Source organism: Geobacillus thermoleovorans (assembly GCF_001610955.1).
Classification (GTDB): Bacteria; Bacillota; Bacilli; order Bacillales; family Anoxybacillaceae; genus Geobacillus; species Geobacillus thermoleovorans.
Window position 1 is genome coordinate 285,804 of the sequence record NZ_CP014335.1, and the last position, 15,247, is coordinate 301,050.

Here is a 15,247-nt window from a genome sequence, read left to right on the forward strand (position 1 = left end):
AAACGCTTGACGATGGTTCTTTATTCGAATATGCGTTCCCTATTCGCATGATCTGAGGGAGAGACTCATTAGTATTGACGCCAGCCTGTTCCGGCCGTTCCGAGGTGGAAGGGCAGGGACGCGGTGTTCGAATTCTTGTTGGGGTGGCGCCAAAGGGCTGATTACAGCCCCTTGGGCGTCACTTTCTTTTCCACTTTGCGCAGCAGCCAGTCAAACACAATCGCCAACATGGCGGCTGGGATGGCGCCGGCTAAAATTAAGTTTTTGTCGGCGATGCGCAGACCGCGGTCGATCAAGTCGCCAAGCCCGCCGGCGCCGATAAACGTCGCTAAGGCGGCGACGCCGATCGTCAGCACCGTCGCGGTGCGCACGCCGGCCATAATGACGGGAAGCGAGAGGGGAAGCTCGACCATCCATAAAATTTGCCGCGATGTCATCCCCATCCCTCGTCCGGCGTCAACGAGCGTCGGGTCAACGCCGAGAATGCCCGTGTACGTGTTACGCAAAATCGGCAATAGGGCATAAAGCGTCAAGGCGATAATCGCCGGCAGTTTGCCGATGCCGAAAATCGGCAGCATAAACCCAAGCAACGCCAAGCTCGGAATCGTTTGGATGATGGCGGCAATGCCGATAATCGGCTCGGCGAGTTTGCGATACCGCGTCAACACCACACCGAGCGGCACGGCTATGACGATCGCAATGCTCATAGCGATGGCGGATAAGAGCACATGTTCTTGAAAGGCGATCCAAATATCATTCTTTCGTTCGATAAACGTCTGCAATAATTCCATCGTATCCCTCCTTGGCGGAAAAGCGGCAGCGGGTGGCTGCCGCTTGGTCATGGGCTGAGACCGAAAACTTGAAAAGGTTTTGGTTCACTAGCGGAACGAATCCCATCGGCAAGCCCGCTTGGAGCGGCCTTGTCTTTTCAAAATGAGACGTGTGATTCAGGCGGGGCGACGGCCGCGGCAACGTTTCTGGCTAGATGACAAGAAACGGGGCGGCATCGTTTTTTCAAGCCCCCATTCGCCCGTCTTCGTTGGCATTAGGCATGTTGCTGGAACGTCCACTCCGCGAGTGCGCGCATCATGCTCGAGCGCGTGATCCCGCCGACGAGCCGGTCGCCGTCCAACACCGGAATGATGCGCACATCCGGGTCTTGGAACAGGGCGGCGACGTTGGTGACGTCCGCTTCTTTCGACAACGTCGTCACATCGTAGTCGGCGATGTCGGCGACTAATAAATGTTCTTCTTGGTAGCGCTGTTCGATTTGTTTTAAGGTGACGATGCCGAGAAAGACCTGCTTTTTATCGACGACGACCAAACTGTCGACCTTTTTCGCTTTCATCAATCGGAACGCTTCGGCCAAGCCGCGCCGCGGCGAGATCGTCGCGACGTCAGCCGACATTAAATCCTCCGCCGTCGGCACGGCCGTATGGCGGATCCGCAGCCGGTCTTCACCAATAAACTCGCGGACAAAGGAGTTCGCCGGCCGCCGAAGCATTTGGTCCGGCGTCGCAAACTGGACGATTTCCCCGTCTTTCATGAGCGCAATCCGATCGGCGATTTTAATGGCTTCATCCATATCATGGGTGACAAAGACGATCGTTTTGTGAATCTCCTCTTGCAAGCGGACGATGTCATCTTGCAGCTGTTCGCGGCTGATCGGGTCAAGAGCGCTGAACGGCTCATCCATCAAAATGATATCCGGTTCTGCGGCCAACGCGCGAACGACGCCGACGCGCTGCTGTTGCCCGCCGCTGAGCTCCGACGGATAGCGATGCTTGAATGTCGCTGGATCCAATCCGACGAGCTCAAGCAATTCGTCAACCCGTTTTTCATAGGCGTGTTTTTCCCACTTTTTTAGTTTCGGCACAAGTGCGATGTTTTCTGCGATCGTCATATGCGGAAACAGCCCGATTTGCTGGATGACGTAGCCGATGTTGCGCCGCAGCTCAACCGGGTCAAGCTGGGAAATGTCTTGCCCATCGATGTACACTTTGCCTGATGTCGGCTCGATCAAGCGGTTGATCATCCGCATTGTCGTCGTTTTCCCGCAGCCGCTCGGCCCGATGAGGGCGACAAGCTCGCCTTTGCGAATTTCAAGATTGATATTTTTTAAGGCGACAAAGCCGTCCTCATACTGTTTCGTGACGTTTTCAAATCGAATCATCCAAATTCCTCGCTTTCTAGTCGATCAGTCCTTCCGCTTTTAAGAAGTCAATCGCCACTTCACGCGGCCGTTTTCCTTCCAAGTTCACTTCGCCGTTTAGTTCCATCATTTTTTCATCGGTCAAAATGTTGGCCAACTTGTTCAGTTTTTCTTCGAGATCCGGGTTGGCATCCAACACTTCCTGGCGGATGATCGGCACGGCGTGGTACGGCGGGAAGTACTGTTTGTCATCTTTCAATACGACCAAATCATATTTTTTTATCCGGGCATCGGTCGTGTAGGCGGTGATGACGTCAATCTCTCCATTTTTCGCTGCTTCGTATTGCAAGTCTGGGTCGATCGTCACTTTTTTCTTGAACTGAAACCCGTACGTATCAACAAGCCCGTCATAGCCGTCGCTTCGCTCAAAAAACTCGGCGTCTGACCCAAAGGTGAGGGAAGACGAATGTTTCGCCAAATCGGAGTACGTTTTCACCCCGAGCTTTTCCGCGAGGTCTCTGCGCATGGCCAAGGCGTAGGTGTTGTTAAACCCGAGTGGTTTGAGCCAAGCGATGTTGTATTTTTCCTTATATAATTTCTTTGTTTCGTTGTAAATTTGTTCGGGCGTCTTTTTAGGATCGTACGGCTGTTTTAAAATGTTCAAATACCCTGTCCCCGTGTACTCGACATACATGTCGACATCGCCATTTTCAATGGCTTGCTGCAACATAAACGCGCCGCCTAGACTGTCCTTCACTTCCACGTCCAAATCGGTGTTGGCCTTCACATACTCCGCCAGTAAATGCGTCAAAATAACTTGCTCGGTAAACTTCTTCCCACTGATAACAATTTTTCCTTTCGCATCACTCGTTCCGCTGCAGGCCGCTAGTCCAAATACAAGCCCGACAGCGAGCAAAATCATCATCCATTTTCGCAACACAATTCCTCCTTCTTTTTCAGCTGATATCATACAAATGAACGGGGATAAAAAAAGCAGCAAAAGGACGCGGAGGGAGGTGAAAAAGCGTCACAAACAAAGGATACCGTAATTTGGGTGCGGCTGGCAAATTTGGTATCGGCCGATATGTTTGCTTCTCGCTTGCTCTCGCGGCGATGAGCGTTCTCTCCTCCTTGATCCTGAAAAATGCTCGGGAATGCTTGCGAATCCTCCTAGATGCTCCGAATTCGAGATGTTTGCATAAGCCTCGTGTTCATCCATCGATGCGCCAGCCAGGCATGACCCGCGCCGTTCATCGAGAGTGCGGGGTGATGCTACCACTTGCCGCGAGAAGGCCGGCGCCTTGGCAAATGGTCAAGGTGAAGGCTAATCGATAAACACTAGAACAAAAAAGGCAGCTCACGGCTGCCTAGTGAAAAGGGAATAGGTGTTGAACATTTCTCTGTGGGGAACGTGTTACGCATAAACAAGGCGATGAAGGGCGCTTTCCGTTTTGAAGACGCGGGCGTTTAAAACAGAGAGTCCCGCTTCATGTTCGGCGAGGGCAGGCAGCACTTTGTCTTCAAGGATGGATGTGATACGGGTGAGGTCGCCTTTCATATGATGAAGGTCGTGCGCCATCGCCTCGTATTTGGCGGTCAGCACTTCTTGCCCATGGCGGAGCGCTTCAACGATCGCCTTCGTTTCGTTCGTGCGCTCATCAAGCAGGTCGATTCGCCGTGCAAGCGTGTTCGTCTGTTCGTTCAGTTGGGCGACTTGGTGTTCGACGGTGCCCATGCGTTCGTTCAGTTGGGCGACTTGGTGTTCGACGGTGCCCATGCGTTCGCTCAGTTGGGCGACTTGGTGTTCGAGGTTGCTTGTCCGCTCGTTCAGCTGAGTGAATTGTTGCTCAAGGGCGCTCGTCCGCTCATTGAGCTGGGCCATTTGCGCTTCGAGAGCGCCCGTTCGTTCATTAAGGTTGGCCGCCAGCACTTCAAGGGCACCCGTTCTTTCATTGAGATTGGCCACTTGTCCCTCCAAGGCGCCAACCCGCTGCTCGAGCGACTCGACCGCCGTGCGCGTCGCTTTCACTTCATGCAAAATTTCCCGCAGCAACGCTTCCATTCGTTTCACCTCCTTTTCCCCTCTATTTTACAAAAAACGCGCGCCGATGGCGAGAAAAAATAGGAAAACGGTTTTTGCTAGAAAAAGAGCGGAGAAAATCGTTACAATAAACATAGGAAAAAACCGAAGCAAAGGTGGACGGAGATGGACGCCACGTGGTTGAAGCCCATTGTCGAAACAAAATATTTATCGACGGAAAACGCGCACCGCTACCGGGCGATTTTGCGCTATTTCTACATTCAGCACGAGCGGATGCGGCAATATTTGTTTCCGGAAGAAGTGTACGCCTTTTTAAAGCAGCACGAGGAGTTTGCCGATTACACTGAGGAAGAGCTGCAGCAAGACCTCGACCAGCTCGTCAAATGGAACAACTTGATCGCCCGTCAAGAGACTTCTCACGTGCGGACGATTGAAGAGTTTAAGAAAAAGCGGTTCCGCTATCAATGCAGCCCGTACACGGTCGAAATCGAACGGATGATCCGCACGCTCGAGCAGCTTGGGGATTCATTTGGGGGGTCGCTCGAGAGAACGCGGTTTGACCGTTTGTATGCCTCTCTTTCTCGCATGGAAACGATCATCGCCTCTGATTTTCAAGAGCAGCCGGATGAAATGCATCAAGTATGGGAAGAGACGTTCGATTATTTCAAAAAAATCATCCAAAATTCCGCCGACTATATCGCTTATTTGCACGGTGAAAATTTGGAAGAGCGGATGACATCGGAGTCGTTTCTCGTTTATAAAGAGCAGTTTACTGCTTATTTGCGCGATTTTATCGTCGCCTTGCAAAAAACGTCGATACAGATTGAGCAATTGCTTGAAGACTTGCCGGAAGACGGGGTTCGGCAGTTCATCGAGCATGTCGTCGACTATGAGAGGTCCATCCCTCGCTTTGCCGATGCGCTGCCGCCGCGCGCTGTCCAGATTGAAGAAAAATGGGAGACGTGGCGCAGCCTGTGCGAATGGTTTTTAGGCCGCGATGGGCACGAGAGCGAGCTTTCGTTTTTGCAATACCAGACGAATGAGGCGATTCGCCGCCTGACGCGCGTCGTGCAACGGCTTGGCGAGCGGCATCACCATTTTCGCAGCCGCAAAGGCGACTACTTGCATTTGGCCCGTTGGTTTTCCCGCCTTGAATCGATTGAAGAGGCGCACTGCCTGTCAGCGGTCGTGTTCGGTTGCTTCCATACGAAACATCTCGTCGCCGATTTCGGGGCGACAGACAACATATACCGCGACGTATGGGACGAGCCGCCAGCCGAGTGGGTGACGAAACCGCGCGTCCGCCATTATGGGGAAAAGAAAAAGCCGCAGGCGATTGAAGACAAAGAACGGGAGAAAGAAGAAGCGCGTCTTCGCTATTTGGAAGAAAAAGCGCGCGAGGAAGCCGAGCTGAAGCAATTTGTGACCGACGGGAAAATCGTGCTTGCCGACCTTCCTGAGGTGACCCCATACGTACGGAAAACGCTGCTCGGCTGGATCGCCAAAGCGATGGGGCGCGAGGGGCAAGCAATGAAGACGGAAAACGGGTGGGTTGTCAACGTGGTGAACAAAGAGGGGACGATTTGCCTTCGCGCAGAAGATGGAGAACTCGTAATGCCGAACTACGAAATTCATGTGCTTTCGCGAGGTGAGTGAGGATGGAAACGGCGTTTGACGACAAGGCGAAAGAGGCGCTCGCCGCGCTGTTCGAACAATTTTGGATCATTCGCGACAAAGAGCCGGATTTGTATCAGCTCGTCCGTGAGCGCGAACATGTGTTGAAAAAGTATGTGGAGGAGAAGTTTGGCTATCGGCTCATCGTTCACCGCTATTTTGCCAAGCTCGAGAAAATTCCCGCCGAACCGGAGCCGTGGATGGGCATCGAGTCGTTTCAAGAGCCGCTTGACTATGCGTTGTTTTGCTGTTTGATGGCGTATTTGGAAGGAAAAGCAGTGGAAGAAAAGTTTTTGCTTTCTGACGTATGTGAAGAAATCCGCGCCATGTACCCGGGTGATCTACCGGTCGATTGGACGAACTATTCGCATCGGCGCGCGCTCATCCGCGTGTTGAAAACGGCGGAACAAATCGGACTCGTCCGCCGGATGGATGGGGAGATTGAGGCGTTCGCCCAGCATGTGGAGGAAGAGGCGTTGTACGAAGTGCCAGTGTTGGCTCGTTATTTTATGCGCACGTATCCGAAAGATTTGTTGCAATATGAATCGATCGACGAATTGCTCGCCGAGGAGTGGAAAGCATCACCGCAAGATTATCGGCGCCATCGCCTGTATCGAAAGCTGTTTTTATCCCCGGCGGTGCACCGGACGGAAGGGGACGAGCAAGACTTTTACTACTTGCGCAACTTCCGCCATCGGCTGCGGGATGATATCGAAGCGCATACGCCGTTTCGGTATGAATTGTACAAAAACGCCGCCATGTTGACGCTTCCCGAACGGCAGGCGCCGTACACCGTATTTCCTGATCAGAAAGGAACGTCGGAGGTCATCCTTCATTTTGCCGCCTTGGTGCGCGAGCGGCTTGGGGAATATCCGCCGGATGAATACGGCCGCATACGATTGACGCCTGAACAATTTTCCGCCTGGCTTGCCGATTGCCGGCGCCGCTACGGGGCTGGGTGGGGGAAAACGTACCGCGACATGTCGGCTGCCGAGCTTGTCCGCGTAGTGCTTGCGGCGCTCAACGAATGGCGCATGGCCGATGTGGAGCACGACACCGGAATGATCGTCCTTTATCCCCTCCTCGGGCGGATGTCGGGACGGTATCCGGATGATTTTGACGCGAAAGAGGGAGGAGAACATGGCGAATCCATGGGTGCTTCATCGTGCGGGGCTGATTAATTTTTGGTATTACGACGAGCAGTATTTTCATTTCGCTGACGGTAAGCTGCTCTTGCGGGGAAGCAACGGGGCGGGCAAGTCGGTGACGATGCAAAGCTTGATCCCGGTGCTTTTAGACGGCAAGAAGACGCCCGATCGCCTCGATCCGTTCGGTTCACGGGCGCGGCGCATGGAAGACTACTTGCTTGGGGAAAAAGATGTCGTCAATCGCGATGAGCGGACCGGGTATTTGTTTTTGGAATATAAACGGAAAGAATCCGACCAATACGTCACAACGGGCATCGGCCTGCGCGCGAAGCGGCAAAAAAGCCTCGATTTCTGGGGGTTTGTCCTCTTTGACAACCGCCGCATCGGCTATGACCTTCAGTTGTATAAACAAGAAAAAACAGGTGAAAAAATCCCGCTGACCAAGCGGGAGCTGGCCACAGCGCTCGGCGCGGGCGGGACGGTCGTCGAGACGCAAAAAGACTATATGGAGCTCGTCAATAAGCATGTGTTTCGCTTTGAATCGCTTGAGGCGTTTCAAGAATTGATCGAGCTGCTCATTCAACTGCGCAGCCCGAAGCTGTCCAAAGACTTTAAGCCGACCGTGATTTATGAAATTTTGGAAAGCTCGCTGCCTCCGTTGACCGACGACGAGCTCCGCCATTTATCGGACACGATCGAAAACATGGACCAGGCGAAGCAGCAGCTTGAGCAGCTCGAACGCGACGAGCGGGCGTTGAAGCGTCTTTGCGATCAATACCGCCTTTACAACGAATATATGATCGCCGAAAAGGCGACAGAATACGTAAAAGCGGTCAAGCAAGCTGAACAGCTCGCTGCTGCACAACACCGCCTTCACGATGAAGAAGAGCAGGCGCGAAAGACGCTTGATGAGCTTGATGAGTCCATCACCCGCCTCCGCCGTGAAGAAGACGTGCTGCGTTCACGTGAAATCGACTTGGCTGGCCACGAAGTGTTCCAGCAAGCGGAGAAGTATGAACAGTTGAAATCGGAGAGGGAGCGTCTGCAGGAGCGGTGGGAGCGGCACGAGCAGACGATCGCGGAAAAAGAACGGCTGGAACGCCAACATCGCCGCCGCCTCGATGAATCGGAAGCGCGGCTGGATGACCTTGAACGGAAACTTGAAGACGAGTTGGCGCAGCTGCGAGCGGATGCGGAAGAAGGAGCCTTTTCTTTGCATGAAACGAACGAAGACGATTTTCACCGCCATCGCCAAAAGCAACAAGAGTTTTCGTTTGCCGCTTGGAAACAGGAAGCTGACCGCCATATCGAGCAGCTCGAGGAGTTGGCGCGCCTTTGGCGCAGGCATGACGAGGTGAAACAGCGCTATGAGGAAGCGAGCAGCGAAGCGGGCGAACGGCAGCGGGAAATGGACGAATGGCGCCATCAGCAGCGGAAATGGGAAGAGCTGCTCGAGCAGGAGAAAGAGCGGTTTGAACAAGCCGTGCTGGCTTGGATCGGGCAAGGAGACGTCGACATTTCCGAAGCGGATATTCAGTCATTTTTGCAACAAATGGACGCCCTCTATGAGCAGTATTCGCTCGATGATCTGAAGCGCCCGTTCGTGCAAGCGTATTACGATGCCGTCGGGAAGAAAAAGGATGAGAAATGGCGGCTCGAGCATGACATCCGTCTGTTGGAAGAAAAACGGGCAGAACGTGAAGCCGAACTGCGCCGTTGGCGGGAACAACGCGACCCCGAGCCTGAACGGGATGAACAAACCACTGCCGCCCGGTTGGCGTTGGAGGAGAAAGGCATTCCGTTTGTCCCGCTTTATGCCGCGGTGGAATTTGTCGACGATGTGCCTGACGATGTGCGCGAGCGAATCGAATCGGCGCTTTCGCACGCGGGGCTGCTTGACGCCCTCATTACTGCTCGCGAGATCGACGTCGCCTGCGACCGTGTGCTCATTCCGAAACCGGTCCATATGGCGCACACGCTTGCTGATTATTTGCGCCCAGATGCCAATGCCCCTGTGTCAATGGAGCGGATTGACGAAGTGCTCCGAAGCATCGTCATCACCGATGCCGACCAAGAAGGCGGCATGACGATCGATGAAACGGGGCGCTATTCGCTCGGCCTTGTCCGCGGCCATGCACCGCGGGGATCGAAGGCGGCGTTCATTGGCCGTGCGGCGCGCGAGCGGTGGCGGCTTGAGAACATCGCGGCGCTGGAAGCCGAGATCGCCGCGATGGGGCAAGAGATCGACCGTCTGCGTGGGGCGCATGAGGACGTGGAAGCGGCCATTCAAGCGCTCGCCGACTGGTTGGCGTCCTTCCCGGCGGACCGCGACGTGCGCACCGCGTTTGACGAAGCGCAAGAAGCGCGCCGCCAAGCGGAAAGCAAAGAGCGGGAATGGAAGCGGCAAGAAGAAAAAGCGGCCCTCCTTGCGCGCGAATGGAAACAAATCAAACAGCAGCTTCGTGACGAATCGGCTGAGCTTGATTTAGCCTTCACCTTGGACGGCTGCGAACAAGCCATGCTCGCCATGAAATCGTACGTCCGCCATTTGCACGAGCTCGAAGTGCTTTACCGCGAAACGCGCCATACCGAAGCCGTGATCGCTCAGCAGCGCGAGCAGCTTGCGGTGCTGGAAGCGGAGATCGACGAGGCGAAAGGCGAACGAAATCGACTTCGGGATGAAACCGAGCGGCTCGCCTTGCGAATCGCGGAGATGGAGCGGACGCTCGCACAAATGGGAGCGGATGACATTCGCGCCGAAATCGCCCGCATCCAAGAACGATTGGCGTTTTTGCGCCGCGAAATTCCGCGCCTTGTCAACGAACGGGCGCGGACGGAACAGCGGCTCATGCGCTTAGTCGAAGAGCGGGAAAAAGGAGCGCAGCGGGAAGCGTTCGCCCGCGAGCTCGCCGCGATGTGGGAAAAGTCGTTTGCCCGTGAAGCGGCGCTTGGGCTTGTGGATCTTGATCGTTCCCGCTCCCTCCTGGAGCAGGCGAAAGAAGCGAAACAACGGTACGAAGCAGTGTTAAAAGAGACGCGTTCCTCGCTTCTGGCGCGGCTGAACACCGTCTTTTTCCAAGAGTCGTCCAACTTGACCGAATACCGGGCGTCCTTCGAGCCGCTGGAAGAACAAACGAAGCCCGAATGGACCGCCGCTGCCCCAGACGATGAGATGGCCATGAAAGCCGCGGACTGGCGGGAGAAACAAGAACGGCACGTCATTTACCTCGACTACAAAGGCGAGCGCGCCACGCCGTTTGCGGTGCTGGCGGAAGTGGAGCGCGACATCGTCTTGCAGCACGAGTATATGAAAGAACAAGACCGCGAGCTGTATGAGGACGTCATCTTAAAATCAGTCGGCCGCATTTTGCGCAGCCGCATTCAGCGCGCCGAACGGTGGGTGAATGATATGAATAAACTGATGGGCGGCCTCGACACATCATCAGGGCTTGTGCTGTCCATTCAATGGAAGCCAAAAACGGCGGAGACGGAAGCGGAGCTCGATACGAAAGAATTGGTGCGCCTGTTGCGGCTCGATCCGCGGCTGCTTAGAGAGGAAGATTTACAGCGAGTGACGAACCATTTCCGCTCGAAAATCGCCCGCGCCCGCGAATTGCTTGAAGAGCGCGGCCAAGGCAGCACGCTCCATCAAATCATTAAAGAAGTGCTCGACTATCGGAAATGGTTTTCCTTCACTTTGTACTATGAAAAAACAAACGAGCCGAAACGCGAGCTGACGAACCACCGCTTTTACCAATTCAGCGGTGGGGAAAAGGCGATGGCGATGTACATTCCGCTTTTCGCCGCGGCGTATTCGCGCTACCAAGAAGCGGGCGATGATGCCCCGTACATCATTTCGCTCGACGAGGCGTTCGCCGGCGTTGACGAAAACAATATCCGCAATATGTTCGGCCTTGTCGAACAGCTTGGTTTTAACTATATCATGAACTCGCAAGCTCTTTGGGGCGACTACGACACCGTGCCCGCTTTGTCCATTTGCGAACTCGTCCGCCCGCGCAATGCATCGTTTGTCACCGTTATTCATTACCGTTGGAACGGGCGTGTCAAACAGCTCATGGTTGATGACAAAGAATGGGAGATGATCAAAACGTGAGCACCGTCAAAGAAGCCGCCGCCTTTTTCCGCTCCGAGCGGGCGTTTCATCGTCTGTTTGTCGAGATGAAACGCAAGTACGAGTCACTTGGCCGCGTGGGAGGTACGGTTTCGCTGCAATCGTTCTCTGACGAAGAACGGGAGGCCATCGCCGCCTTTTTCGGCAAAGACGTCTCCCGCGTCTCCCTTATTGCGTTTGAAAAACAGCTCGGACAGACGAGGTTTGCGGGCGTTGGGCTTGTCGAGCTGCTTGAACAGTACTTCGGCGCCCCGCTTGTCTCAAACAAAGAACGGCGCCAGGCGGAGGAAGAGGAACGGGATCGTTTTTTTGCGCGTCTGACCGAGGAGCATCATTGGGTTGAGTCGGTCCGCCCTCAGCGCTTCGTCCAAACGGCGTACGAAACCGACCGCCGCAGCCTGGAGGAGGCCATCCGCCTTGTCAGCGCGGCTCTCGGCCGCCTCCCGCTCCCGTCATACATGCGCCTCCCGCTCTTTGCCCAGCAAGTGGCGGGCGACCCGCATGCGTTCGATTTGTCCACGCTACCGGGGAGATTGTTGCTTTCGGCGTTGCAAGCGACCGTGCCCGGGGATTGGGACATGGCATCTGTAGAGAGCGTCAACGAGTTGCTCCAGTCCGTCGGCTTGCTCCGTGAGGATATCCTGAACTTTGTCACATGCGCCAACATTCTTGCTGAAACCAAGGACGGACCGCATCCTGTTTTCTCCGCTGCCTGGGAGGCGAACACGGCGCTGAACATGCCGCTTAGAGATGTGCTGTCGCTTGTCCGCGCCCGCCCTGCCCATGGGGGGACGGTGTACATCGTCGAAAACGCGGGCGTCTTTTCGACGCTGCTTGACACCCGCGCCCCGCTTGTCAGCACGAACGGGCAAATGAACTTGGCGACGATGAAGCTGCTCGATCTTCTCGCCTCTTCAGGCGCCAAGCTGTATTACTCCGGCGACTTCGACCCAGAAGGATTGGCCATGGCAGAGCGGCTGCAGGAGCGGTATGGACAGGCCGTCACCCTTTGGCGCTTTTCCGTCGAGGATTATAGGGCCGCCAACCCTGTCGTCGACCTCACCCCCGAGCGCCTCGCCAAGCTCGCATCCGTAACGTCGACGCCGCTGCAGCCGCTGAAAGAGGAGATGGCGGAAACGAAAAAAGCGGGGTATCAAGAGGCAATTATCGGGAGGCTGACAGAGGATATCAACGGGTAGTCCATCCACGAGCCAGAGAAGGAGCCCGGAGCGATCGGGTCTCCTTCTCCAAAAGGAATTTTTGCGCATGCTCGTCCGTCTCGAGCTGGATGAAGCGAAACAGCGGCTGTTGTTCGGTTTTTTCGAGACGTATTTGCGGCTATCTGAAGAGGAGGAAGCAAAACCGCGACACGAGGTGAGCCAAATGGAAACGAAGGAAGCGAAACGTGTGATGGAGCTCATCGTCTCATACGAACAGCGGGGACTGGAAAAAGGAATCCAACAAGGAATCGAACAGGGGTTAAAGCAAGGGATGAAGCAAGGACGCCAAGAAGGGATCGAGGAAGGGAAGCTCGACGTGGTGAAGAGAATGCTGGCGAAAGGATACGATGTCGACACGATCCACGAACTGACCGGACTGCCGATGGAGAAGATTGAAAGGATGAAGGGGTAAGACGGCTCTTCGCCGTCAAGCCCCACATTGTCGTCGACCCCAAATCGTGCCAAACCCCCGGGGGATCGACGACATTGGTTTTGATCGCTTAATCTCTAAAGCCATCATGGATGGGCTTGGTTGACAGAATATTCGGGACGCGTTATGCTGAAGTTGCGGTTGCGGGAGAAAGCTTGATATGGCAACGCTTTTTGGATTTTTACCATACCTTATGAGGGATTGAAACGATGCCCCATTCCTACTTCGGGGTCGTTTTGTGTTTTTATCGTGCCTATGAGGAATGAAGACACCTGTTCTTCCTATAGCTTATCGGTAGTATGTCATTGCTTTAATGTCATAGTTCCCCTGAGATTATCGCTGTGGTATAATTTGGAAGTAACCGACATCGGCTACGACAAGGTCATAGTTCCCCTGAGATTATCGCTGTGGTATAATTTTGAGATTCTACTGCGATGCGCAACTTTGGTCATAGTTCCCCTGAGATTATCGCTGTGGTATAATTGGACGTATGGCAAGACCTGGACTTGCACGGTCATAGTTCCCCTGAGATTATCGCTGTGGTATAACTCACATTTCGCACCCTAACAAGGTCAAAACAAAGGATTTTTTATTTAGTTTTTCAGAATAACTTTTTGACCAACACGACGAGCGATGGCTATCCTTTTTTTACCATCGCTGGTCGTTCCGTATGACGTTACACGTAAATGCTCTCATCCAGCCCCAACCCCTGCAGAATCCTTCGTTGTTCAGGGGTGAGGGAGCGATCCAGTGAGCGTTGGATGCGTCCATCCGGCAGCTCCAGGAGGACGACGTTCACATATTGAAACAGCTGGAAAATCGCCTGCCCCGTCGGTCGGGTCAGCTTGCGGCCTCCGGCGCCCTTTAATGGGTGTTCGGGTGTGATGAACTGGCGCACCCGGCGCTGAAAGACGCGGTAAATGGCCAAGGCCAAGAGAAACAAATAGCCCAATACCGCAACTCGTTCTGGCTTTTTGACATAGATCTCATCCGTGAAAAAAGGGTCTTTCAAAAAAGCGAAGTTCATTTCCACCGAGATCTGCCCTTTATATAGCTTCAAGATCTCTTGGGCATCCATTTGTTGGCCCTTCCATTCCTCCGGAACGGTCGTGACGAGGACAAACCGGGACGCTTTCCGTCTTGCCTGTTCCCACGCGTTTTGGTCGAATTCGACGTCAAGGCGCAAGAGATACCGCGTCTCCATCTCGGGTTCCGCCCCTTTTTTCGGCCGTCCGCGCCGTTTTTTCGGGCGTACGATCTCTTCGACCGCGGCCTTGACCTGATGAAACCGTGGGCGAAGGGACGTCTTGAGGGACGCCAAGGCTTGTTCAGCGTCTTCCCGGCACGAGAAAGGGTGACGCTCCCAACGGGCTTGTTCCTCGCGAAGAAGCTCCGCTTCTTTGGTTCGTTCTTTTTCGAGCGTCTTTCCTTTTCGCTGGTCGAGCGCGCTCGATTCAACAACGATCAGCCGAACGGGGTGGCCTTCATACGTCGAGGCCGTTTCCCATACCCGGTACGTGGCGCCGTTTCTCTCCGCCAACGTAAAGGGATCGCTCCACGTCGTGTCCTCAGCATCCGCTTCGGCCAGCGCGGTTTTCACGATCCGGAGCGACGAAGGGCCTCTGGTGATCAAAAAGGCGTTGGCCGCTTTGGTTTGCGCCAGGGTCTCTTTCGTCATCGCGGCAGAATCGGCCACGTAAATCCATTCGTCTTCGATTTTGGCCTGCTTCAGCTGTTCATGGACACGAGACAGCACCTCGGGATTCCATGTTTTATCGGGCAGGTTGCCATCGTGCACATCGTCGTAAAACGGGATGCCATCCTCGTTGCCGACCAGTCCGAAACCGATCTGTTTTTGCCAACGATGATGGCGGTTGTAGCCATGTGTGATTTGTAAGGCCTCTAACGAGGCCGATTCATACGCGCCGTAAACGGTCTTGTCCGTCGTATCGGCGTGGAAGGCTCGGAGGGAAAGGCCTTCTTTGCGATAAATATGAATCAAGCAAGTGCTGATGACGTTGTGAATGCCAGCCTCATACAGGCGATCGAGATGACGGGCCAACGCATCGTCGTTCAACCAGGAAGGATGGAGATCGGGACGGATGAGTTTCTCACAATCGACCTCCTGAGCCCAATGTTCCAAGTGAACAAGGGCTTGCCGGCCGTCAAACACATTGTAGAGGATGGCCTGAACGGCATCGCTGACTCGCGTTTGGCACTGCGGATCGACGGGCACGAGATGGTCAATCAATTGAGGCAGACCCAGTTTCTTGAATAGAGCACTTATTATATTCAAATAAGAATTGCGATAGACCTTTTTGACTTGAACGTTCATAAGAGAAAAACTCCTTTACGTTCCTTGTGTGTCAAGGATTCATTCGACATCGGAACGAAAAAATCCTCCCGATTTTCGTCGAGAGGGTGCGAAATGTGAGTAAAGAGCAAATAGT

At 54.3% G+C, this 15,247-nt stretch carries 9 protein-coding genes and 1 pseudogene; 5 read left to right on the top strand and 5 right to left on the bottom strand.

Features of this window, described 5'->3' with window-relative positions:
• Nucleotides 1–161 precede the first annotated feature (161 nt).
• The 4 genes from GT3570_RS01550 to GT3570_RS01565 all read right to left on the bottom strand — a co-directional run bounded on the left by GT3570_RS01550 (nt 162) and on the right by GT3570_RS01565 (nt 4,214).
• Nucleotides 162–791 (bottom strand): ABC transporter permease, encoded by a 630-nt coding sequence (locus tag GT3570_RS01550; protein WP_011229818.1) that lies wholly within the window; start codon nt 789–791, stop codon nt 162–164.
• Nucleotides 792–1,045: 254 nt separating this feature from the next.
• Nucleotides 1,046–2,173: a betaine/proline/choline family ABC transporter ATP-binding protein gene (locus tag GT3570_RS01555; protein WP_011229819.1), complete on the bottom strand. Its 1,128-nt coding sequence runs from the start codon at nt 2,171–2,173 to the stop codon at nt 1,046–1,048.
• Nucleotides 2,174–2,189: 16 nt separating this feature from the next.
• Entirely contained in the window at nt 2,190–3,092 is a 903-nt protein-coding gene (locus GT3570_RS01560; protein WP_031206583.1) for a glycine betaine ABC transporter substrate-binding protein, read from the bottom strand.
• A gap of 474 nt (nt 3,093–3,566) precedes the next feature.
• Complete coding sequence (locus GT3570_RS01565) at nt 3,567–4,214, bottom strand: hypothetical protein (RefSeq protein WP_014194801.1); 648 nt, start codon at nt 4,212–4,214, stop codon at nt 3,567–3,569.
• Between the two features lie 144 nt (nt 4,215–4,358).
• Here GT3570_RS01565 and GT3570_RS01570 point away from each other — a divergent pair, with 144 nt between their 5' ends.
• From GT3570_RS01570 to GT3570_RS01590, 5 genes and pseudogenes are all read left to right on the top strand, one after another.
• The gene (locus GT3570_RS01570) at nt 4,359–5,849 is read left to right on the top strand and encodes a TIGR02677 family protein (RefSeq protein WP_062898333.1); all 1,491 of its coding nucleotides are present in this window, start codon (nt 4,359–4,361) and stop codon (nt 5,847–5,849) included.
• A 2-nt stretch (nt 5,850–5,851) separates the two neighbouring features.
• Nucleotides 5,852–7,048: a TIGR02678 family protein gene (locus GT3570_RS01575; RefSeq protein WP_062898334.1), complete on the top strand. Its 1,197-nt coding sequence runs from the start codon at nt 5,852–5,854 to the stop codon at nt 7,046–7,048.
• On the top strand, nt 7,008–11,129 hold the full coding sequence (locus GT3570_RS01580) for a TIGR02680 family protein (protein ID WP_062898335.1): 4,122 nt from the start codon (nt 7,008–7,010) through the stop codon (nt 11,127–11,129). The genes GT3570_RS01575 and GT3570_RS01580 overlap by 41 nt, the downstream gene beginning before the upstream one ends.
• On the top strand, nt 11,126–12,346 hold the full coding sequence (locus GT3570_RS01585) for a TIGR02679 family protein (RefSeq protein ID WP_062898336.1): 1,221 nt from the start codon (nt 11,126–11,128) through the stop codon (nt 12,344–12,346). Before GT3570_RS01580 ends, GT3570_RS01585 begins: the two co-directional genes overlap by 4 nt.
• Before the next feature lie 49 nt (nt 12,347–12,395).
• Nucleotides 12,396–12,779: pseudogene (locus GT3570_RS01590) on the top strand (DUF4351 domain-containing protein); the annotation flags it as partial.
• 694 nt (nt 12,780–13,473) lie between these two features.
• Here GT3570_RS01590 and GT3570_RS01595 read toward each other — a convergent pair.
• Nucleotides 13,474–15,132, bottom strand: a complete 1,659-nt coding sequence (locus tag GT3570_RS01595) for an IS1634 family transposase (RefSeq protein ID WP_062898337.1) — start codon at nt 15,130–15,132, stop codon at nt 13,474–13,476.
• Nucleotides 15,133–15,247 lie beyond the last annotated feature (115 nt).